The 21,472-nt window shown below is 48.0% G+C and carries 19 protein-coding genes; 3 read left to right on the top strand and 16 right to left on the bottom strand.

Going from position 1 to position 21,472, the window contains the following annotated elements; translation table 11 throughout:
* Positions 1-20 precede the first annotated feature (20 nt).
* Together HMPREF3142_RS00245 and HMPREF3142_RS00250 are read right to left on the bottom strand one after the other, a co-directional pair.
* On the bottom strand, positions 21-1,481 hold the full coding sequence (locus HMPREF3142_RS00245) for an Eco57I restriction-modification methylase domain-containing protein (RefSeq protein WP_070611316.1): 1,461 nt from the start codon (positions 1,479-1,481) through the stop codon (positions 21-23).
* A 514-nt stretch (positions 1,482-1,995) separates the two neighbouring features.
* Complete coding sequence (locus HMPREF3142_RS00250) at positions 1,996-2,640, bottom strand: hypothetical protein (protein WP_021313778.1); 645 nt, start codon at positions 2,638-2,640, stop codon at positions 1,996-1,998.
* Between the two features lie 208 nt (positions 2,641-2,848).
* Here HMPREF3142_RS00250 and HMPREF3142_RS00255 point away from each other — a divergent pair, with 208 nt between their 5' ends.
* Positions 2,849-4,066 carry a RepB family plasmid replication initiator protein gene (locus HMPREF3142_RS00255; protein ID WP_072201189.1) on the top strand — a complete coding sequence of 406 codons (1,218 nt, stop codon included), beginning with the start codon at positions 2,849-2,851 and terminating at the stop codon, positions 4,064-4,066.
* Between the two features lie 430 nt (positions 4,067-4,496).
* Here the strand turns inward: HMPREF3142_RS00255 and HMPREF3142_RS00260 are convergent, their stop codons facing one another.
* A complete protein-coding gene (locus tag HMPREF3142_RS00260) occupies positions 4,497-4,709 on the bottom strand; it encodes a hypothetical protein (RefSeq protein WP_032734156.1) in 213 nt (70 codons plus the stop codon).
* Positions 4,709-5,044, bottom strand: a complete 336-nt coding sequence (locus HMPREF3142_RS00265; protein ID WP_032440513.1) for a hypothetical protein — start codon at positions 5,042-5,044, stop codon at positions 4,709-4,711. Before HMPREF3142_RS00265 ends, HMPREF3142_RS00260 begins: the two co-directional genes overlap by 1 nt.
* Before the next feature lie 748 nt (positions 5,045-5,792).
* On the opposite strand from HMPREF3142_RS00265, the gene HMPREF3142_RS00275 reads away from it, so the two are divergent.
* Positions 5,793-6,569, top strand: a complete 777-nt coding sequence (locus HMPREF3142_RS00275) for a hypothetical protein (RefSeq protein WP_174441918.1) — start codon at positions 5,793-5,795, stop codon at positions 6,567-6,569.
* Between the two features lie 35 nt (positions 6,570-6,604).
* On the opposite strand, the gene HMPREF3142_RS00280 is transcribed toward HMPREF3142_RS00275, so the two are convergent.
* The 11 genes from HMPREF3142_RS00280 to HMPREF3142_RS00330 all read right to left on the bottom strand — a co-directional run bounded on the left by HMPREF3142_RS00280 (position 6,605) and on the right by HMPREF3142_RS00330 (position 19,350).
* Positions 6,605-7,678, bottom strand: a complete 1,074-nt coding sequence (locus tag HMPREF3142_RS00280) for a recombinase RecA (protein ID WP_070611318.1) — start codon at positions 7,676-7,678, stop codon at positions 6,605-6,607.
* 2 nt (positions 7,679-7,680) lie between these two features.
* Positions 7,681-7,947: a hypothetical protein gene (locus tag HMPREF3142_RS00285; protein ID WP_070611321.1), complete on the bottom strand. Its 267-nt coding sequence runs from the start codon at positions 7,945-7,947 to the stop codon at positions 7,681-7,683.
* On the bottom strand, positions 7,947-8,891 hold the full coding sequence (locus HMPREF3142_RS00290) for a 5'-3' exonuclease family protein (RefSeq protein ID WP_070611323.1): 945 nt from the start codon (positions 8,889-8,891) through the stop codon (positions 7,947-7,949). Before HMPREF3142_RS00290 ends, HMPREF3142_RS00285 begins: the two co-directional genes overlap by 1 nt.
* Positions 8,892-8,951: 60 nt before the next feature.
* Positions 8,952-9,959, bottom strand: coding sequence for a regulator (locus HMPREF3142_RS00295; RefSeq protein ID WP_070611325.1), 1,008 nt, complete (start codon positions 9,957-9,959; stop codon positions 8,952-8,954).
* A 119-nt stretch (positions 9,960-10,078) separates the two neighbouring features.
* Complete coding sequence (locus tag HMPREF3142_RS00300; RefSeq protein WP_064164595.1) at positions 10,079-10,510, bottom strand: hypothetical protein; 432 nt, start codon at positions 10,508-10,510, stop codon at positions 10,079-10,081.
* 155 nt (positions 10,511-10,665) lie between these two features.
* Positions 10,666-10,965 carry a lipoprotein gene (locus tag HMPREF3142_RS00305; protein ID WP_014342082.1) on the bottom strand — a complete coding sequence of 100 codons (300 nt, stop codon included), beginning with the start codon at positions 10,963-10,965 and terminating at the stop codon, positions 10,666-10,668.
* Positions 10,966-10,976: 11 nt separating this feature from the next.
* The gene (locus HMPREF3142_RS00310) at positions 10,977-11,396 is read right to left on the bottom strand and encodes a hypothetical protein (protein WP_019704547.1); all 420 of its coding nucleotides are present in this window, start codon (positions 11,394-11,396) and stop codon (positions 10,977-10,979) included.
* A 200-nt stretch (positions 11,397-11,596) separates the two neighbouring features.
* Positions 11,597-12,022, bottom strand: coding sequence for a DUF7740 domain-containing protein (locus HMPREF3142_RS00315; protein ID WP_172579091.1), 426 nt, complete (start codon positions 12,020-12,022; stop codon positions 11,597-11,599).
* Between the two features lie 14 nt (positions 12,023-12,036).
* Positions 12,037-15,555, bottom strand: coding sequence for a DNA polymerase III subunit alpha (gene dnaE, locus HMPREF3142_RS00320; protein WP_040223251.1), 3,519 nt, complete (start codon positions 15,553-15,555; stop codon positions 12,037-12,039).
* A 180-nt stretch (positions 15,556-15,735) separates the two neighbouring features.
* On the bottom strand, positions 15,736-16,968 hold the full coding sequence (locus HMPREF3142_RS00325) for an AAA family ATPase (RefSeq protein WP_049594364.1): 1,233 nt from the start codon (positions 16,966-16,968) through the stop codon (positions 15,736-15,738).
* 96 nt (positions 16,969-17,064) lie between these two features.
* Positions 17,065-19,350, bottom strand: coding sequence for a cobaltochelatase CobT-related protein (locus HMPREF3142_RS00330; protein ID WP_014342089.1), 2,286 nt, complete (start codon positions 19,348-19,350; stop codon positions 17,065-17,067).
* A gap of 602 nt (positions 19,351-19,952) precedes the next feature.
* Between HMPREF3142_RS00330 and HMPREF3142_RS00335 the strand changes: the two genes are divergently transcribed.
* On the top strand, positions 19,953-20,333 hold the full coding sequence (locus tag HMPREF3142_RS00335) for a transcriptional regulator (protein WP_014342091.1): 381 nt from the start codon (positions 19,953-19,955) through the stop codon (positions 20,331-20,333).
* On the opposite strand, the gene HMPREF3142_RS00340 is transcribed toward HMPREF3142_RS00335, so the two are convergent.
* Positions 20,328-21,428: a tyrosine-type recombinase/integrase gene (locus tag HMPREF3142_RS00340; RefSeq protein WP_032439777.1), complete on the bottom strand. Its 1,101-nt coding sequence runs from the start codon at positions 21,426-21,428 to the stop codon at positions 20,328-20,330. The two genes, HMPREF3142_RS00335 and HMPREF3142_RS00340, sit on opposite strands and share 6 nt — an antisense overlap.
* Positions 21,429-21,472: the final 44 nt, after the last annotated feature.

The following is a 21,472-nucleotide window of genomic DNA, read 5'->3' on the forward strand; positions in this document are numbered from 1 at the left end:
GTGCACATAGTGCACCTTGTTTAAAAGACGGAGGAAATAAAATCATTTCTTTTGTCTTCTGTTTTTTCCCATCCTTGAACTTTCGCTAACTCGACTATTTTGCTTGCTTCTAACAACTCAGTTTCGGTCAACTTAGGAATGTTAATCCGCTTCAAATAGTTTGCAGAGTTATTAGCCCCAGGTGATACCAAGGACTTTTGTTCTGTTGCAAATGGGTGGTTTAGGTAAATTAATAAAAAATCATGGTAGCTTGCCTCTTTGGCAAAAACACCAACAACACCTTGGTCAAAAATGCAGTTATCCATTTCTGAAGCGGTTAACTTACCAGAGGTAACCATAGGTATTGCGATTCCCTTTTTAAAATAAAAATCTTTGTTTTGAAGCCGAGCTTTCTTATCATTATAATAATATGCGACAGCTTCTTTATCCCATCGAATACAGCTATTTGTAGCTTCAAAGACATTTCTATGTCCCCCTCGGACAAAAGGTACATAAGCTATATTTGAATCTATACCATGCTCCTTCTCAAGATCAGTTGGAGTTAGATTTACTAGACTCCAATCAACTGGGTGACCATTAATTCTTTTAGGCGCATTTTCGGAGTCATATCCACAAAATCTTTGATTATCACCTGTATAAATACCTGTTTTACATTCTGCAATCTCACCCAGAGTTACAGTTTCTCGAGATATCTTAATTGATTCAAACAATTTTGGACTAATCCAGGCTTTGTCCACATTATTAATAAAATAATCACCACGAACAATTGTGTTATCGGTTTCCAATAGTTGTAAGAGAGGTTGATTTGAGTCAACGGCATCGATCCAATTAACTTCGCAATCAGTACCAAGAGACCCCACATTACCAGCAATAATGCACATATTGCTATAACCGAAGTTAACAGAGCCAAATCGTCTACTTTTAAACTGAATGATATGACTTGGTTTAGCTGATTGAAGTATGAAATGCCTCATATACCTCAAATTCGTACTCGTAAGGAAGGTATCAGGGATAATGAAAACATAACGCCCTCCTTTTTTTAATGTCTTCAATGTAAAATAGAAAAATAAGGCGTAAGATTCCTTAGCATACACATTAGGGAATGCTTTTTTTATTATTTTTCTATATTCTTGTGTGAACTTCAGACCGTAAGGCGGGTTGCAAATAGTTGCATCATACTCGGTATTAGGGAGTAGCACTTTACGATTATTTGGCTGAACAAAATAATCGATAAAATCGGCGTGAAAATAATTACAGTTCTTTATTTTCAAGTCGCTTAAAAAATGATTTTCGTCAATGTCAATAGCATCGATATTTTTAGGCTTTCCGATTAGGTTTTTTATAAATGCCCCCTCACCGAAACAAGGTTCAATAACATTTTGATTAGACACGTCCCCCAACAAGCTAATCATTGTATTTCTAAGGTCATCTGCGTCTGTAAAAAAAGCTTGAAAAGATTTATCCGTAATATGTTGGTGCATTTTTATCGCTCAATCTTAAGTGTGCTACTTTTAGTCGTCATTCTACTATGTTTTTTTCAACTTTCAAGTTAATGATAACTTGGTTACGTCAGCCCATCACCCCACACTCCAGCCCACTAATAGTGGATACGTGCTAAGTGAGGAAATTCTCGACCATCGGTGACTCATGACAAAACTAGCAGTAACCACCAAAAAACTCAGCAAACAACACAATAACTTTCGGGGAGTCACCATAGGATGATTGTTTCTCGCAATCACTGAGTGTCCGCTGTTAGTTCGAAGCAGATGTCAAGTTCTAAAACAATACTCATAGTCTTATGGCATAGCAAAACTTCTGAATATCGTGTCTGCGGGATGAGGAGGTTCCTAGAATTCATGCATCCGAAAGAAGAAAGATCATATCAGCCAGAGTAATCTCTCTTGAGTAAAAATCGTCCATATACCACTCCCTTGGCTTCTCAGATGCATTCTAAGCTACGCTATTTTGTATTCGCGTAAAGACCCCTTTGTTCGTTTAGGGTTCGTCAGAGAGCTTCTGACGCGCATTTGCGATGCTAAACACTTCTGCTTTTGGCCGAGGGTCGACTAAATCGAGTTCTTCTTCGCTGTGATACTCGATATCAAAGTCCCGTTTGATGTGTCTGATGTAAATCGCTGTGAGCAGGCTGTCTTCTTTCAGGAAGTGGCCATAGGATCGGCGGATCACTTCACCCACTTTTTCGATCTTCTCTCCGCCCATACAGAGGTGATTGAATCGACTGTGCTTTCTCAGCATCTCATCAACTGGCCCAGAGTAAACTTTATCCACGACACCGAATCGAAGGATCTTCGCAGTATCAGCTTCAACTAGGCAGACAATTTTCCCTTCGGTCAATCTGTCACGCCAGGTAACGCCTGAACGCATAGTGTTGAAGTAGGGGGTATCCAGACCGATGATCGGTTTTCGAAATGCCAGCAGCGGTACGTATCTGGCACAGCTGTTCAGGTGGAAGTTAACGCCAGCGTCACGCAACTTGAGTCGGGTCTCGTTGATGTTGCACTTCGAGGCTATGCCACACAGGCTGCAGAGAACCTTCTCGTTGCTCAGTGTGGAGTTTGATTCTATGGTGTAGGTTCCGTCTTCCAGACGGCGTACCCAACGTGTGCGTTTTAAGTCCATGTTCTCGTTTTAGTGATTGTTGACCGGAACCACGATAGCTTACTAGGCACACCTGTAATCGCAAATGCCTGTTTTACTTATCCACTTATCCACTTATCCACTGGTTAGATCCCAATAATAAGATCCCTATACAGATCCCTATATAGATCCAAAGAGATCCCCGATCGCCGCAGGCCGCGCCACGCCTGGGCTAAGGACCGATCCGTGTATGCTGTCAGCGGTAAACGATATGCTGTCAGCGGTACGGTATATGCTGCCAACGGTTTTGTGTATGCTATCAGCGGTAATTGACGTATGCTGTCAGCGGTTAGAACCAAAAGGTATCCACATGTCCACAAAAAAGAAAAAAGAGAGTGAAATCAAAGAAATACCTGAAGATAACGAAATTCTTGAGGAAGATGCTCTCAATTTGTACACAGGTGACTTAGTTCCTAACAGCAACAACACGGTGCAGCCAATCGCTTTAATGCGTCTTGGCCTCTTCGTGCCGACACTCAAAGGAACGAAGAATAGCTCTCGCAACAAGTCCAACATGATCGACGCATCCAGAGAGCTTGTCCAGCTTGAAGTCGCGCGGTCAGAGGGTTATTCAAACATTAAAATCACCGGTCCGCGGCTGGATATGGATCATGACTTCAAAACCTGGGTTGGTGTTGTTCGCTCTCTGGCTGAATACGGCGAGCCAACAGGGCGCGTAGAGCTGAGCATCACGAAGTTCGCCAAGTTCTGCGGCTACCCGTCCTCGCAGATCCGCAAAACCCTGCGAGACCGCCTGACAAACAGCCTGCTCAAGATCATGCGCACGACGTTGTCGTTCCAGCGCACTCATGAAGAGAAGAACGTCGACGACACCAACAAGATATCCCTGTTGATGGTTCACCTCATAAACAGCGTTGATTACAACGAGAAGAAAGACTCTATTGTCTTTTATGCTGAACCTAAGCTGTCTGAGCTCTATCGCTTTGACCACAAAGTTCTGCTGCAGTTAAAGGTCATTAACAAGCTCCCGCGCAAGGAGACGGCCCAGGCGCTGTATACTTTCATCGAAAGTCTTCCTCCTAAGCCTGCACCGGTATCTCTTGCCCGGCTGCGCGCCAGGCTCAATCTGAGCACGCGCAACGTCAGCTCGCAAAACCAGACTATCAGGAACGGATTGAAGTCACTGCAAGAGCTGGGCTATCTCGAATATAGCGAGGTTAAGCGTGGCCGTTCTGTCTACATCCAGATCCACAGTCGTAACCCAAAACTGAAAGTCACATCGAGCAAACCCGAGAAGCCAGAGGCGCCTAAGCAGGCAGAAGAAGCGAAGGGTGAAATTGATGCGAAACAGAACCTCAAAAACAAAATTTCTGAGCTGTCGCAGAACCTGACGCCAGAGAATATCAAGCTGATCGAGATACTCACCAATAGCCTCAAGTTGCTTTGATACGCTGTCAGCGGTTCAACATATGCTGTCAGCGGTTCTTTTGTCTCAATGTATGCTGTCAGCGGTAAAACGTATGCTGTCAGCGGTACATTTCCACTATCTGCGGTCTTTATAAATCGACATGGCTAACGTCTAAGAGCAACTGCTGCCCTATGAATGTATGCTGTCAGCGGTGAAAGATATGCTGTCAGCGGTAAAACGTATGCTGTGAGCGGTAATTCACTGGCAACGTATACTGTGAGCGGTAATACAGCACTGAATTAGATATCCTGAAAACGGGCGACGCAGTCGTTGCTTTGCGTCAGGCCCGTGTAGATAACAATATAGCTTCCCCAGTGGTCACTAACCTGCTAACCCGCATGAATTCTAGGTTAGTGGTTACTAACAAATGTTATTCCATCACACTTAAAACGCTTTGCAGAAACATCGGTTAGTGGATCTGCTTGAGCAAACCCCAAAGCGTTTGTGCTTTCGATGTGAGTTTCCCGGTTTCAGGATCAAACATGCGCCATTCCCGACGCTGGTGGATGATGTAACCGTCTTCGCGTTCCAGACGCTCCTGCATGTCCGGTTTTCTGAAGCCTTTCGCTCTCCAGTAGCCGCTTGTTTTCTCAATCTCCAGACCAGTCATTGTGAGAGCCATTAACCAACCTCCTTACATCCGTCGAAAAAGAAACTTTGGTCTTTGCTATGAACGCCGTAGACGTCGTGGGATTTGTTGTAGATAAGCTTGTCCTCGCCAACGCCAACCAGTTTACCGTTGCGTTTAGCCAGATATGGAGATGAGAGAACCTCATCGCCGCGGACGACATAGAACTGATCTCCGCTATCAACGACCAGCGCGCCGAAGTCAGCTTTAGTAGGTCTGCTGATTTGATCATTTTTCACTTGCGATACGGTCATATCGCATTGGTAAATCCGGGTATCCGCCAGTAGAGAGAAGGAGAGGGCGGCCAGCAGTAGCGTTATTTTTCTCATACCACTATCCCTGTGTAGACCTGTGCTGTAGAGGTGACGACCAGCACCAGTGCGAGCATGTTCACAGTGGTTCCGTTGACAGGAGACAGAGCTTTCTTGAGTGTCCCGATCAGCAGGCAGTCCAACATAAACAGTATTGAAAAGATGAGTAACAGGATATCTATGTATATCTTCATAATAGGTAAATACTAACTTATATATTTTGAACTGTAAATGGCTACGAAAGAGTGCTAATGCCTTGTGTTCGCTCAAGATGTTAAGCATCTTCCGCACAGATTGGCTTAGCATCATCCTCATGTACTTCTCCTTTTTTTTGTATGTACTTACTTATCTTAGTGATCTCCTCGAGGCGTTCAATGCGTCAAGCAAGGCATTTGTTATGCGGACTGATATGCACTTCTTGTTGATATCGTCATGAAATTTTTAGGGAGTGAAAGCGAGAGTAATACTTTCGTGAACCCTAACAGTATTCTCGTGAACTATGAATTTTAGTTATCTTTATGTTTTATAAGAAATTTACGTGCATCTCTATTCTAGAAAGAACTTTACCTAAAGACTATTAAGTCTTTAGGTAAAGCTGCATACTAATTTCAACAAACCAAATATTTGAACGAGGGTACGAGTATGTCTATGGAAAATATAGTAAAATGCTTGTTACGTCTTGCTGACGTAGCGGATGAGTTAACGAAACTGTTTGTCGCGGCTGCCTTACTCTTGTTTGTTTACTATTTGGTCATGGGGAAGTGAAATGAGCCCACTTTGGAAGCCAATGCCTTACTACATAATGAGAGATAAAAAATTCTTACAAAGCTTAAAGAAAAATAAAGTTTCTCAGGGAATTTCTGTTCTTAAGCTCTTTATCGTAATTTGTTTAAAGTCAGATATTGATGAAGAAGGCAAGATCGGCGCGAACTTAACCTATGACGACTTTGCTGCAATGTGTTCTCTGAGCAGAAAATTGATCAACTCTGGTTTACGTGTCCTCGAAGAGGCTAAGATTATTCGTACAAAAGGCGAGAGAAAGAAAAGATACATACTAATAAATTGCAAGCCAAGAGAAAAAGGTAGAGATTTGGCTGACTTTAGCACAAGTCATGGTTTTTGGTGCAAAATGCCCTACAAGGGAGTGGTAGACGACAAGAGTCATATCCCTTCTTTTGAAGCAATGACTAACCGGGGAGTTAATGAACTAAATGCTCTAAAGGTATACCTATATCTTTTGATGATAAGGTCTAGAGGGGATGTTTATATTTCAGTAAAGTTATCAATCATTTGTGGTAAGTTGACTCTATCAAGTCAAGAGGTGATTAATGCAGTTGGGTATTTAAAAGCAATAGGTTTAGTGGCTAAAGTCGACGTTGGATCGAACACCATGATTAATAACGATGACCGTTTTGCTATTGCTTTTTTAGTTAGTGGTTGGGAAAGTTTAGAATGGAAACCTAATTACATAACAGATGAATCTTGGAATAAAAGGGAGCAAGAGGTCTATGAACGTTTTAAGGATAGTAAAGATTTCTTTTAATTAAAAAGGCGCATACTAGCGCCTTTTTAATTAACTTAATCGCCCTCAACCAATGTCTTAGATTCCTTCATACGTCTGTCTTCAATAGCTTGCAGAGCAGCAATAATTTCCGTAAGGGGTTTTTCTCGATACATGTCGACGATCTGCGATTTGGTATACTTCTTGTCGCCAATCTCTACGCGGCCGCTGGCATTCTTTGGCAGGTATCCTTCTTCGAGCATGTGCTCAACCAGTGACTCGATAACGTCCAGACCGCGGGTCGGGTCGAAGTAGAATTTCCATGAGCATTTGCCGAATGGCGGTGCCACTTTGTTTTTGATGCACTCGGCGCCAACGTCCTGACCGATCTTATCTTTGCCATCCTTCATAACAGAAGCGCCAAGACGAATACGTACTGAGGCGTAGAACTTCGGAGAATCACCACCAGGGGAGGTGGTCGGATCGCCAAACATCACGCCGATTTTTGTACGAACCTGGTTAAGGAAAATAATGCAGGCATTGTACTTGCGCGCCCAGAGCGCCAGCGTTGGAAAGTTGGCGCTCGTAGCACGAGCCAGGGCCGTATTGTCGTTCATGTTTAGCTGATCTTTATCCTTCGCTGTACCTTCCGCCATTTTGTCGAACTTCTCGGCTTTGGAGTTTGGCACCATTGACGCAAGGGAGTCGGCTACGATGCAAATAGGGGCGTCTGCGGGGATCAGCCCTTCGTCTCGCACCAGTTTCAGGATGGTGCCGATCAGCTCAACCGATTCTTCGAACGTGTCCGGCTGCTTATAGACCCACTGGCCGTCATCCTCATCCGCATTCAGGCCGTTTGCCACCGCCAGACCAACATCAAAGCTGTTTTCGTGGTCCAGGAATACAGCCAGACCCTCCTGTTTCTGAGCGGAGACCATGGCGGCCGTCGCCAGGAAGGTTTTACCAGCACTTGGCGGCCCAAAGATCTCAACGATACGTCCGCTTGGGAAACCGCCGTCATAGCGCCCGGAGATGGCTTTATTCAGCGGAGGGAAGCCGGAATCAATCCAGTGTGAAACCTTTTGGATCTCGTCATTGCTGCCGATTTTCTTTTTTAATGCCATTGCCAGTGCTGATTTTCCTTTTGCCATTCTTAGGCTCCTTTTGTCTCTTTGATGCGTTTGGAAGCGGCGGCTTCATCAAACTTTATTGCGTCGTGGTTGAGGTGTTTGGCCATGCGGGAGAGGATCTTGACGACCTGTTCGCTAATCAGCCCGTACTCTCGTTCTGTCACGCTCATGCCGGCCGCGCCGAGAATGCGCGGTAGCGCAACAACGGCATGTTCTCCATGGAAGAAGACAATCTCCTTAGCCAGCATCGTAGGCGTGGTCGTATTGCCGTTGATGAGTGATTTCAACATCAGCAGTACCTCTCAAAAGGCAAAACGAACACGTCCAGATCTTCCAGGAATGACCGGAAGTTCAGCTCATGGCAGAGCAGTTCGAAGGCTTTCAAATCACGTGCGCCTTTTATCTTTTCGATTTCGCTGGGTGGGAACTTGGTATCGATGAGGTTCATCAGCGTCATGTTGCGCTTGAAGGCCTCCAGCATCCGGCAGCCGGTCTTCTCGTTGAAGGCATTTTTGGCCAGTTTGTTGAATGCCGTTTTGTATCGGCCTTTATTGATGACGATCGAGCCGTCGTTAATGCCGCGCACCATAGCGGCGACGCTTCCCCATTCGTGCAGCAGCTCCTTGGCGCCACCGTCACCAATCCCGCCTACACCTTTGATGTTGTCGGAGGTATCCCCCTGCAGAGCTTTGGCTTCGAGGAAAGCACGTGGGGTAGGCAGGCCGATCAGCTCTGGGAACTGCTCAAAGTTCACCTGCTTGTGTTTGGCGTCTTCACGAAGGCTCACCCAGCTGACTTTTTCTCGAACCAGCTGCAGCCAGTCGCCGTCGCCGGTGAGCAGGTAGATATGATCGACCGTTGGTTGTGGCGCAAGACGACCAACCAGCATCCCCGCCAGGTCATCGGCCTCGGCGTCTTTGGCGATCAGCTGGTTGACGCCAAGGGCTGCCATCATTTTCAGGATGTAAGGCTTCTGGACTGCAAAGCCTTCTTTCATCCTCTTCATTTCCGGATCTTCATCGCGATTTGCTTTGTAATCCGGGTAATAGTCGCGACGCTTGTCGCTAAAGCCGTCCCACAGGATCATGGGGCGTGCGTGAAGAATGGACGCATAGCGACGAACATTTTTGATGAAGCCAAACACCGCCTGAACTTCCATTTCGCCGTTATGTAATTTGTCAGATTGCTGGTGGTAATAGCCCAGGCTGTTACCGTCCACTAAGAGATAATTCACCGGAAAACTCCTTCCAAAAAGTAAGGCGTCCGTAGACGCCTTAACAGTCATGGCCTGGGATTAAAGCGATTCTAATTCCGCCAGCAGATCGTCAAGACCTTCATCGTCATTAGAAGTGCTGGTCGCGGCCGCAGTGGTAGTGGCGGAAGCAGCTGGTGCTTTAACTTCTTCCGGCTCTGGAACGAACTCAGCCTCTGCGGCACGTAAGATCTCTTCGTCTACCAGAGATGTTTTTGCTGGTTCCGGGGTAGAGGTCGTGGCTACAGCAGCTGCACCTTCCGTATGGCCAGTGATGGTGCCAAAACCAGGCAGCGTTGCTGCACTTGCAGCAGCTGGTGAGGAAATAGCAGCGGTGGTGGCGGCAGGTGCTGCAATACCAATGAGACGCCCCATGGTGCGAACGGTAGACAGCAGACGAGTTTCATCAGCCTGATTGGCGTAAGCGATCAGGTCATGCTGGGTCGACCACAGTTTTTCAGGGATATCGCCCTTGTAGACTTTACGTTTTGGGGATACGTCGTACTTGGTATCGCGACCGGAGCCGGTGCGTTTGATCAGGAACGCATAGCCTTCTTCTTTGCTTAACGGGTTGCCGATATCATCTGCGATATCCTCAGACATCACTTTGCAGATATCGTCGAACACAGTGGACGGGAGCTCAATCAGCTGGCATTTTTCCGCGTCGCCAAAGTCTTCACGAGCTGAAAGTACGCCATTGACCAGGTAGCGGGGAGTAGCGCGCATTTGACCGATACGCTCTTCCATTGCCTTGTTGCCTTTGTAGCGAGCGCGACCTTCCATCACCATCTCACATAGCTGGCACGCACGATTGTGGGTGTGCTGTTCGCAGATATAGGCAGTGGTAACTTCTTTGCCCTCCTCATTCTGATGCTTAACGTAGTGCATACCGAAAGTCTGGAAGAACACACCGTTCTGATCGTCCTTGTTAGGGAAGATGCGCAGATAGTTATTACCGTCTTTCAGACGGGTTAGGTCGACGTTATTGCCTCGTTTGGAAGCAATATCGCCGCGGGTCTTGTTAAGCAGATCAAGTAATGACTTAGACATGTATTTCTCCTTGTTGTGATTATGGCCATGGGCGCTTTGCGCTTGGGGCATTCGCTTGTTCGTGGCTCTTAAAAGCGTACATAATAATAGATCAGTACTTACTTACTATCTATCAAAAATTATCGGGTGGCGGTGAAGCGTTCGGCGCCCAGTCGTTCAATCTCTACGATGGCCATTTTCGAGGCCTGCACGATCATGTCTCTACGGTGAGAGAAGGCGGTGACAGCGTGCTTATAGATGTCAGCGATCAGACGTGCGTCATCCAGTTTTTGGCGCTTCGCAAGGTATTGTGGGCTTGTGCGAACCTTAGCTTCCAGTACTGATTCATTGAACTTTATTCCGTTCATACTCAAGTTCTTACGTTCAATGTCGTAAATTTTTGCCTCTATGGCATCGAGGGATAGTTTAGCATCTGCAACCTCTCGTTCCGCGCGCGCTAGTCTTGCGCCGTACTCCATCAACAGCCTCGGTTGCTGCCGCCAAACCTCTTCCAGATTGTCGCGATCGAACTCCAGATCGGTCATGATTTTTTCGTAAATTTCGGTGCTCATTTTGTTATGTATCCACTTACTAATTTATATCAATAGTACCATGAAGAAATCAGCTGGTGGAGCATGTGTCGTGAGGGTGTGGAGGGTGCGGAGGGGCTTATAAATGGAGTATGCAAACAAAAAACCCGCCGTTTGGCGGGTTATATTTTGTGAATTTAGTTATTTCCCAATGACCCGGCCATTGCCGCGTATTTAATCTCATCTTCTGGGATTTCGGGGTGAAGCTTGATTTGCCGAATAACATAGGCAGGGACTTCGTCGCCCCAGAGTTTCGCCGCATCTTTGCAAATCTTATAAGCTAAATCTCTATGTTCAAAAGCATAGGCTTTACCATAGGCGTATTGTTGACAGCTGTGTACATATGCACCAAAGTCGCCATCCTTGTCTGGGAAGGCGCATCCGGAAAGTATTAGTGAGGTAGCGACGATGGCTATGCCTTTAATCGTGCGGGGCATTATTTTTTTCCTCAAAATTCAGGTTTCATCTGCTCAGGAAATTTCTTAGATGAAGCGTAATAGCTCCCAAGGGTATAAGCCTTTAACTGCTGTTCAGTGTCGACTCGACATGATGTGTTATAACAAGCACCGCTGATCATCCCATAAGCTGCAGCCTTTTTGTTTAAGTCTGCCTTTGCTTCTTCGATGCTGTTCTTGCTCATTGTCACGACGCATCCTGAAACAATCGCTTGGGCCTTGCGGTCGTCCATGTTAAAAATCACCGTGTTGGCTTCTTTACTGTATCCATTATTCTTGTAAACATCGGCAGCGAACTCACGACATTCAGTGTAGTGCGGGCTTGTTTTGACCTCATCATAATTCGGTATCTTCATGCCAGCACAGCCAACCATTATGAAACTCATCCCCGTTATTAGCGTTTTTTTTATCATATCCCTAACCCAAAGGCTCCGTTATGAGAGTGTGTAGTCCAGTTAAGTACCATTGTTGGTGCTACAAATATGTTCCCAAATTCACGAGAATAAACAAGAGCATCCCTTAAAAATGTGTGGCTTTATGTCTCAATTCTGTTAGAACGGGGTAAATTTTACACTGATTCCAAAGAATGCCCCGCCATAGGGCAGGGCATTCTTTATGCTACTTTTTTACCGAATATGTTTGATAGAGTGACTCTGGTCTGCCTCTTAAGCCGGTATTTTCTGACGTCGCCTATCTTGCTCACCTCCATGAACTCCTTGGCCACCTTCAGGACAAGACGGGCGCGGAAAGTTTTAAATGAAGCCAGCTCTTCTTCTGGTTTGTCAGATTCATAAATCTCCAGCAGATATTGGCACGCCTTTGGATCTTGCGTTTTTAATGCCAGCGCACGCGCGCATTTCCGTAATCGACAAATAGGGTCGGCGCCATCCTGCTTTGCAAACGCCAATGCCAGATCGAGCGTGACAGGGCAGTCAATGATTTCCCAGAACTGGGATCGCAGAGTGGCTTCAATCGCCTTATCCTGAAACTCCTGTGGTATTGCTGTGAGCTCTTGTGCAATTTTATTCGCTGCGCTCATGTGTTTTCCTTTAGTCATTTGTTAATAGTCTCCGCTACCTCTGCCAGAATGGCTTCCAGCTTTTCTCCTTCCTCTGGACGGAAGTACAAAATATTCGGGTTAAATCCATAGAACACGGTCACGTCCAGGTCTGGCAGATATTCTTTGCGCCCAACAAGATCGGATGGCTTGCTCTTGTTATTGAACAGCGATGTCGCCCGGCTGCCGCACGTCAGCACGTAGGTTGGACGAACCAGATTTATCTCTTCCCGCATAAAGTCGATAAACTGGCCGATCTCATCTTTGGTGTAGTCTTTTTCCTTATCCTTTACCTTTTTACACACGCCAGTGACATACAAATCCCCCATACGCAGGTCACCAGAAACCAGCAACTTGGCTTTGAAGTCATCGTAGCCGTTCTCCATGAAGTAGCCGGTACGTGCATCATTGCCATTGGCGTTGTCGAGTATGACCATAATTTTTGGCTTAATGCCGATGCTTGGTCGTATCAACTCATCGCCCAGGCCCATTTCTGCGGCCATGCGAGTCATCAGCACATTGACCTCTGCAGAGCGTTTTGGGTTCATTTCAAATGGGCGTGAAGCTTTCACCGCATCGATCACCAGATTGCCCATCAGCTCTGCCTGGTCGCGCAGACGTACCGGATCGGTCGCCGGCATACTGCCAGGTTCAATAGAGGCGAATGCTCCAACCTTTTGCAGAGACTCACGTACTCGGCTGTTACAGGCTCTCTTCTCGACCGCTTCCTCAAATTGCGCCAGCGACTCGAACTTGCCACCAACTTTCTCACGCGCTCGCATAATGGCCTGGCACCCATTTTCAGAACATCCTTTAACCGCAGAGAACGGGGCGTAAAGTACCTGGCTGCCATCTTCGAGCGTGCGGATCTCGATGCGATTCGAGGACATATTAATGTCGGGTGGCAGTACGCGGATGCCATAGGTTAAGGCATCCTTTACCAGTCCCTGGTGCTTGTCCTCGCCAAGAATGGTGAGCGCTGCGGCGAAGAACTCTGCAGGGAAATGCGTTTTCAGCCACATGGATTGATAGCTGATCAACGAATACGCTACTGAGTGAGATTTGTTGAACTGATACGCACCGTTCTTCTCGAAGGCTTGCCAGATTTCACTGGCTTTTGTTTCAGATAACCCAGGATGTGACCCTGTCACGCTAACAACTGCCATCGGCAGCTTAACGCCGGCATCCAGCGCCTCTTCTACTGTCCGCAACTTGCCGTCTTCACATTTAAAATGTTCCGCGCGGTGTATGCGCTGCGCCGTGCCATCCTCCATAACGACGTCGATCCACCCAGCCTGAGCCTGAACGATGAATTTCTCGCCCATGCTCTTCATCTTCTCCATATCCTTCTTGCCGATCGCCTTACGCACACCATCAGCTTCGGCCATGGTAAAGCCTGCCAGCAGTCGCGTAGCGTTCATCGTCTGCTCCTGATAGAGAATGACGCCGTTTGTTTCAGCAGTCAGCTCGTCAAGTACCGGGTGAAGTGATTGCGGTGGCATGAAGCCCTTGGCCACAGCAACATAGTCGTCCAACATGCCTGACTGAATTGGACCTGGTCTGAAAAGCGCAGTTGTGGCCACAACGGTTTTGAAGCTCATTGGCTCGATACCACCACCCAGATCTTTGAGTAGCTTCCTCATGGGGCCGGACTCAAGCTGGAACACACCTTGCGTATACCCCGCGGCGAATCCATCAAGTACTTTGCGATCATCCAGTGGGATGGCATCGAGGTTGATGTCCTTACCGGTGCTCTCTTTGATGTAACGTTTTGCGCTATCCAGCAGATCGAGAGTGGCCAGGCCCAGAACGTCCAGTTTGATCAGCCCCATTGCCTCGCAGTATCGTTTATCGAATGCGATGCAACGCGCGTCTCCACGTCGCTCTACAGGGGTACGTTCCGTCAGAGGTACGCCAGCGACAATCATCCCTGCAGCATGGCGGCCGAAGCCACGCATCAGGTTTTGCAACTTGCTCGCCGCCTTAAATGCGTCCGGATGTTTGGTGGCGTACTTGTCCAGACTGGCCAGCTGCTCGCGCAGCTCCGACAGAGACAGACTGTCATCCTCCAGGGTCTTTAGCTCCTTGGAAACAGCCATATCCGCCGCATCAACTCCATAAATACGCGCTGTGTCGCGCAGTGCGGAAGCGGCGCCCAGATAAGTGAAGTTCGGAATGCCTGCAACATACTCTTCGCCATATCGGGCATTCAGATACTCGATCACCTCATGACGCCGCGCCTGGCTAAAGTCCAAATCCGCATCCGGCAAGTCGAGACGCTCAGGGTTAATGAAACGTTCGAACAGAAGACCATGACGGATTGGGTCAACGTTAGTAATGCCGATGCACCATGCCACCAGAGAGCCGGCGGATGAACCACGACCTGGCCCGACAGGAATACCAGTCTCGCGACTATGATTCATCAGATCGCGAACCATCAGGAAATAACCGCAGAATCCCAGGCGAGTGAGCGTTTCCATTTCATACTTGAGGCGATCGACGTAAACGCGGTGCTCGGAAGCTGGTGGCGTGTAGCCAAATTCTTTGTTGCTGAGACGTTTTCGAAGCCCTGCGACAGCCAGTTTCATCAACGTTGCAGGCTCATCGTCTGCCATTTTTGGCAGCGCCGGCGCCATCTCGTGCCAGCGCCATTCGCACGCCTTAACGATGGAGTCTTGCGTTGTAGAAGCCATGGCGGCAGATACAGATACGCCCATTCGGACAGAAAACTCTTTCAGAGCCTGCAGCAGATGACGGCGACCATTTATTGCATTGTCGCGCTGGTGGGGGATACGCAGCCGGTGTGGCTGATCGACTTTGATATTGTTCATCACCATGTGGGCGATGTCTTTGATGTCAGCGTCATCAACCCCTTCGTAATAAGCTGGGTAAAACGCAACGGGCTCGATTTTCAGTGCGCTTGCCACTTTCATGGCTCGCACGTTGATCTGGTCATAGAATGGCGTAGGGTGCGGATAAACTACGCTGTAGAAATTCTCGCGTCCGCCGGCAGTAATCAGCGCGCTAATAATTTTAGCGAAGTCCGGGCGCTGGAATACGCTGCCGATATCCGAAGTCAGCAACAGTATATTGCCTTTAGCGTAAGTAGCCGCCAGCTGTTCGAGCGCCAGGCGTGGTACGAAGTAAAACTGCTCGCGTGTATTGGCTAAAGTCATTAGTTCGCAAATGTCGCGATAACCTTGCTCGTTTTTAATCAGTGCGGTGAAGCAGTAGTTACGTCCACGCTCCAATGATTCCATACATCCATTAGACTCTTTGGCCAGTTTAGCCCGGTACTCGTATGTTGGATCGTCGACAACATTCAGCTTAACACCACAGATCACCGCCATCTCATCGCCAGCTGCTCGCTGCAGGGGGATAACGCTGGCGATATTCATCGTGTCAGCAGAGATAACCGCGGTATAGCCAGCCTCCTTTGCTACCTTTACTGCGTGCTCTGCTTTCAGTGCTGATTCTCCCAGGGAAAAATCAGTCCTGACCATCAGTGCTTTCATGTGTTTTTACCTTCTGTTTTTTCTTAATTTTGTCGTTGGGGAAGCCGACGAACTTCCCGTATATCGAAATCGCAACTCCTTTGGCTGCCTGGTGGCAGTCAGGCCTGTGAGCGCATGACAAACAGGCCGCGCCAGTTTCAGAAGCTGCGATAAGAGATCCAAAACAACCTTTACGCACGATTAACCGAAGATTTTCTGAACCACTTCACGCGCCGCTTGCGCAGAGGTGGAGGGGAGTTTATTGATGAATGACTTCTCGATGCCGGCTGCGAAATCACCTCGCATCATTCCGATTTTTGCGGACAGAAGCAGCTCACGCGGGCCGATTGGTTGGCTGATCATGTGTTGCTCATACCCGTCTCGTACCAGATTGGCGAACTTAACCATTTTTTCGGCGTATTCACGGATGATTCCCGCTTCAACCAGCATGTTCACCTCAGCACCAGGCTTCATGTACTTGACGTGAGATACGATGCCAAAGCGAGAGAAGTTAGCCGCGTTCTGGATGTTCGTTCCTTGATAAAGCCCCGTTTCATCACCTGAACCATTAGTGTTGCCTGTACCGATGAAGGCGAAGCGCTTATGCGGCGCCACGCGACGCCAGTCTGGTGTCGCTTCTTTGATTACGAGTGGTTCGCCTTCAAGAACTGGCTGGTAGATCCCCAGAATCTGCGGGAACGCAAAATCGTATTCGTCTGCCAGATAGACCCAACCGTTCTTCATCGCCAGCGACAGAAGCCCAGGTTCAAAGTAGGTTGTGCCTTCTCGCGCCAGAATCTGGCCCGTAATATGGGCTTCCTCAGTTGATGCCGTATGCTGTGAGCGGATAACCGGGCGATTCAGGAGCGCGCAAAGCTGGGTTGGCAGGGAGGTTTTCCCCGTACCAGCATGACCCCATAGATAACCAGGAATGCCGATCTCCAGCATCATGAAGATGTCTTTAATCAGATCGAAGTCGCCGTATACATAGCCGGCTTTCACTTCTGGCACGAACTCCGGATATGGCGTGTTGATGTTGACCGTCACCTGAAGGGGTTTGCCTCGAGGCGTGCCAAGTTCCTTGATGGTCAGGCCAAGCAGCTCGTGAGCGGCGACAAGCTCAGTTTTGTATTCGACTGTCCCTGCATAGCCGGGGTGGGAACTGATATCCGCGATTTTGCCGTCTGCTCCAGCCTTCTCAGAGCGTTTATTCTTTAACGCTTCAATGGCCTTTGGAGACAGCGTTGGTTCCCCGGGGAATGCTGTGGTGTACATTTTCACTACGTCATCCACACCAAGCCCTTTGGCTTCTTCCGGAATGCCTTCACAACGTCCCATCGAAATGTGGGATTTGAGGTGATGGAAGGATTTTCCGCACCATTTGCAGGTGACGGCATCAGAGTGGGCGTCTTGTGGTAGCGCAGTCGCGGTCATGTGTTTTTCCTTACTTGTTGTCTTTTCTGGGCTCTATTCTATACGAATGTATCAGGCTTTATAGTAACTAGTTACTTATTTTATAGGGCACAAGATTTACTCTAAAATGATACGAGATAACTCACTGACAACTGAGGTACCCAACTCTTCGACCTTATTCACCAGTGCATAGTTTTTGTAATACCGGCGCGGCGCGTCCGTAAGAATGCCAATGGCCAACAGGTTGATGTCACTTGTGTTTTCGATGTCATTCGTTACAGAGCGCAGATGGTTACTAAAGCCATCCCCCGCAGCGCATGGGGCGCCGTCGCTCTGCACAATCATGATCTTCTTGTCTTCCATACGCCCTGCAAACAGAGAAGCCAGCTGTGCGATGCTCTCGCCATCCACGTTGTTTAGCAGGGGGAAAGTCTCCGCCACACAGCCCATACGAGCACGTATCTCTGGTGAGTTCGCTTTCTCATGCCAGTTTTTAATAATCGGCAGCATAAGCGCTTCAAAGCGGCTAAACCCACGTTTCGACATAGTTGCTACATCCGGATTGCCATAAGTAGTGAAGCCGGTAATGACGTTCGGAACGTGGATACGATCTAGGGCGTCAGCCAGTGTGTATGCGGATGCCAGCGCGAGCTCGATTTTTCGGCCGCCCATTGAACCTGACAAATCGATGACCTGTTGAACGCACGCGTTCACGGCCTTGTGGTCTTCTTTTCTCCGGAATACCCGATCGTCATTCATCGACAGTCGGTAAAGACTCGCCCCATGTACGCGTCCACGACGCTGGCCAGGGATGAACTGAACACGGTTACGACTGGCGATCGCGCGCTCCAGGTCTTTGGCCAAGGTAGATGACACCGAGGAAGACAGATGTCTCTCCACCTTCATCTCAAACAGTTTTCTGCCCTCTGGAACAATGCGGTAGCGATCTACGGGCGAATACATAGGGATTGCGCCAAAAGCTTTTCTGGCGCGCTTAATATGCTCTTCTGCCTCGTCAATTGGCCCCAGGAAGTCGTAGGAGCGATTGTATGGCCGGTAATCAGATAGTGACGCGCTGGCTAGCTCCGACTTGATCGCCGACGCCAGCGCATCTTCGGTTGAAGAACCTATCTCTTCATCGACGTTTTCTAATGCCTTGAGAGCATCATCAAGAGACATATCGTCAGCGTGTGGGGCAAAGCCGGCATCGCTTTCATCCGAGGTGTCACGATCCCCTTCATCCTTCTCCTCGCCACCGTCTTTGTCAGCCTTGCCTTCACCTTCACCGTCCTCGACAGCTTCGCTATCATCAGAGGAGCTGCCGGGCCTGTCCTTAGCGCTATCATTCGTGGACGGACTGTAATCCCCTTCATCATCCACTTCTTCCCCTGCATCTGAGCCCAGAGATGTAACAGGATCATCAGCTGTCGTTTCTTCGCTGTCAGGCAAGTCGTCAACATTTTCATGGCCTAAATCGCCATCTTCAGGTTTACTTTCTGTATCATTTATCACTTTATCATTGTTAGGTATGTACTTACTTATCGATTTGTCTGATTTTTCATCATCTTCATCGTCAGAGCTAAACTCATCAGGAGTGCTATCGAGCCCCTCTTCGTCACAAACCTCAGTATCGTCTCCAGCAGCCGGCTCATCTGAACTGTCTTCTTCTGGTTCGGTCTTTTTGGTTAAAGAGGACTCACGTTCAGGTAACGGGCCTTCTGGCATCTCAGTCATTTCACGAAGGATCTTAGCCATTGCTGCTGCAACCTTGACGCAATCCTCAGTGCTATCCATACGACGGACAGCTTCATCGACGCCAAACTCTTTCAGAACGGCAATAGGTTTATCGATGAGGTGCCAGTGCTCCTCCATGAAATCAGCAAAAGTTGGTTGGCCATCCCACGCCCGTAGAACCGGACAGAGGAAGAACTTTAGAAACAACTCGCGTTGATCCCCGCGGCACATCGCCACCGCCTTTTTAACATGGGGATTAAAATATTTGTCAATCATTAGGTTACGTGTGGACAATAGGTTCCGCCGGCTGCCGGTGAACACTTCACTCATGCGACGTTCTATGTAGACGTCTTCCAGGGCGTTCCAGAGTCCGAATGCCTTTGTGTTGCGCATTTTCTTGACGACTTTTTCGTCTGTGAAAAGGAGATGGCCAACCTCGTGATCAAGGAATCCACGTATGGCATTCATAAGCGCAGGGCTTGCGTCATCTGGTATGGATGGGATGTTAACCATGACTGGCTCACCCTTTTTATTGTAGCGAACGTATGCTGTGTCTCCGCATTCAGCTACAGGAATATTCTTGCCCGAAAGAAGACCAACGACGCGTTTTACGGAATCGCGGAAGTCCTGTACCTCTTTGAGTACAGTTTTGCTGGGTTTGGTTGCCATGTGCTTTCCTTATCGAGTAAACAAATTGTTTTCAGATATAAGAAAATAACACTGCGCGAACAGGGGAGGAAGCAATTCGCGCAGGGGATCAATGAGTTATAGGCGGGTTATAAATTTTAGTTGATTCGAACCGCGAAAGAGAGGTCGCCAGTATTGATCAGCGTGAAAGAGCCATTTTCCAGGGAGAACCGGAAAACAGTAGCGTCGCGCGCTCTAACGTTTACCTGGTGATTTGGTAACTCAGATAGTACTTCTGCAGCCTCCAGGTGTGTCAGCGCGAAAACATTGCCTACATTCAGAGCAAGTAAATTAGATGACAATTTTTCCATTAATAGCATCCTAATCAACAGGTTTCATTTGGAGGTGATGGTACTACCTATTGATATAAAAGTTAATAAAAATGTATCGTAATGTCTTAAACAAAAACAATCAAAAAAATCAACAGAAGTACCGGATTTTACTAATTTATCCCTTATTTCGCGTGATTTATGTGCGATAATTGCCTACAAATAGCCGGATGTAAGACTTTACAATAACAACCGTTGCTGTAATATCGGTAAGTACTTACCATACAATAAGATCACACGAGGATAGTAACTACAATGACAATGGCCGATGAGAAGACCGCTCGTTACGTCGCCTACATCGATTCTTTAATCACTGTTTCGCCGAAAAGTCAGTCGGCGATCTCCCGTGAGATTGGTTACAAGAATCCCAACATTTTGTCCCTGATAAAAAAGGGAAGAATTCCGCTGCCGGTAGAGAAAGTGCTACCACTGGCAGAAGCACTGAATGCAGACCCAGTACGTCTCATGATGATGGTTCTTGAAGACCGTCAGCCTGAGCTGGCAGATTTTTTACGAGACCAGGGCATCGCGCCGCTGACTCCGGAAGAACGTGAGGTTCTCGCAGCTTTCCGCAACCGCTTTCCGGCTCAAACTGATGGTGTTGAGCAGGTTGTGGAAGCAATTAAAAAGCTATGAGAAGTTTACTCTGATCAGCTCGGTGGATAGGCGATCTCCCTTCATTTTGTGGTCAATTTCTTCTAAATCTGGTTGCTCAACAATCGACGAGATGTACGATGAGAAGCTCTCAAGGGCTTCTCGCATCTGATCCATGTAGTCATATCGGTCGTATACACGGTCGATACCTTCCAGACTATGATTCATGATCTTACGTGATACTTCCTGTGAAATATTAAGGGCTGGAAAGTAGCTGCGTGCCGTTCTACGCAGATCACGTGGGGTAAACGACTCCACTTCCCCAAGCTCTGGTCGCTCTAGAATCCGCCTCAACGCCTGGGCTATTGCAACCTTTGACATTGGCGTATCAGCTTTCTTTTTGTTCGACGGGACGAGCCACTGGCTGCCGGCGCCATAAGCAATCAATTCTTCTACGCACTTCCGCATCAGTGAGCTCATCGGAAGGGTGTGCGACCGGGCCGATTTGTTGCGAGATCCTTGATTCCATACATTTAGCTTAAGGTCGAACTCGCTTACTCTGGCCCGCAGCACTTCATCTGGACGTCTGGCAGCTACGAGGCAAAGTCTTGCCGCCCATTTCGTGCCTGGACATACGTCGAAATAGTCCCAGACATTCCAGAATACCCAAACCTCTGCGTCCGTCAGGCATCGTTCCCGCGGGGCCGTCTTCGCGCCGCCGGCAACTTTGTTCAGCGATATATCATTCAGGGGCGATGTTTCGATAATCCCCTGGAAGGCACACCATCCCAGGAACTGCTTCATGATGGAAAAAACACGGCGCCCCATCACGATCTTCCCTTCAAGGATCAGCGGGTTGACCAGCTGATTCACCATTATTCTATTCAGGTTACTTACTTTTTCCTGAGCGATATGCGGGAGAACATGTATCAAAACACAATGGACAGCTATCTCGGGCCGGCGGCGAGTTATCAATAATGATAAGCGAGTGAATAACATGAATGCGTCGGCGAAAGTCAGATCGGCGCCCTGCATCGAGACCGACCTGGCATCCATCTGCGATGCTCGATCCAGATAGGTGATCGCTTCCTGTGACGTGTTTTCCGCTGCGCGTGCTCTGTCAAACGTGTTTTTCATAATCTGGCCACTGTATGACGCTTTTTATACTGTGTTTATATACA

It is taken from the genome of Klebsiella sp. HMSC16C06, assembly GCF_001808325.1.
Lineage (GTDB): Bacteria > Pseudomonadota > Gammaproteobacteria > Enterobacterales > Enterobacteriaceae > Klebsiella > Klebsiella variicola.

Coding starts and splice junctions, on each gene's coding strand:
- HMPREF3142_RS00275 (WP_174441918.1), top strand. CDS start 5,793: ATGAGCCCACTTTGGAAGCCAATGCCTTACTACATAATGAGAGATAAA.
- dnaE (WP_040223251.1), bottom strand. CDS start 15,555: ATGAAAGCACTGATGGTCAGGACTGATTTTTCCCTGGGAGAATCAGCA.
- HMPREF3142_RS00280 (WP_070611318.1), bottom strand. CDS start 7,678: ATGGCAAAAGGAAAATCAGCACTGGCAATGGCATTAAAAAAGAAAATC.
- HMPREF3142_RS00285 (WP_070611321.1), bottom strand. CDS start 7,947: ATGTTGAAATCACTCATCAACGGCAATACGACCACGCCTACGATGCTG.
- HMPREF3142_RS00250 (WP_021313778.1), bottom strand. CDS start 2,640: ATGGACTTAAAACGCACACGTTGGGTACGCCGTCTGGAAGACGGAACC.
- HMPREF3142_RS00330 (WP_014342089.1), bottom strand. CDS start 19,350: ATGGCAACCAAACCCAGCAAAACTGTACTCAAAGAGGTACAGGACTTC.
- HMPREF3142_RS00310 (WP_019704547.1), bottom strand. CDS start 11,396: ATGATAAAAAAAACGCTAATAACGGGGATGAGTTTCATAATGGTTGGC.
- HMPREF3142_RS00305 (WP_014342082.1), bottom strand. CDS start 10,965: ATGCCCCGCACGATTAAAGGCATAGCCATCGTCGCTACCTCACTAATA.
- HMPREF3142_RS00315 (WP_172579091.1), bottom strand. CDS start 12,022: ATGAGCGCAGCGAATAAAATTGCACAAGAGCTCACAGCAATACCACAG.
- HMPREF3142_RS00255 (WP_072201189.1), top strand. CDS start 2,849: ATGCTGTCAGCGGTAAACGATATGCTGTCAGCGGTACGGTATATGCTG.
- HMPREF3142_RS00245 (WP_070611316.1), bottom strand. CDS start 1,481: ATGCACCAACATATTACGGATAAATCTTTTCAAGCTTTTTTTACAGAC.
- HMPREF3142_RS00335 (WP_014342091.1), top strand. CDS start 19,953: ATGACAATGGCCGATGAGAAGACCGCTCGTTACGTCGCCTACATCGAT.
- HMPREF3142_RS00340 (WP_032439777.1), bottom strand. CDS start 21,428: ATGAAAAACACGTTTGACAGAGCACGCGCAGCGGAAAACACGTCACAG.
- HMPREF3142_RS00260 (WP_032734156.1), bottom strand. CDS start 4,709: ATGGCTCTCACAATGACTGGTCTGGAGATTGAGAAAACAAGCGGCTAC.
- HMPREF3142_RS00300 (WP_064164595.1), bottom strand. CDS start 10,510: ATGAGCACCGAAATTTACGAAAAAATCATGACCGATCTGGAGTTCGAT.
- HMPREF3142_RS00295 (WP_070611325.1), bottom strand. CDS start 9,959: ATGTCTAAGTCATTACTTGATCTGCTTAACAAGACCCGCGGCGATATT.
- HMPREF3142_RS00265 (WP_032440513.1), bottom strand. CDS start 5,044: ATGAGAAAAATAACGCTACTGCTGGCCGCCCTCTCCTTCTCTCTACTG.
- HMPREF3142_RS00325 (WP_049594364.1), bottom strand. CDS start 16,968: ATGACCGCGACTGCGCTACCACAAGACGCCCACTCTGATGCCGTCACC.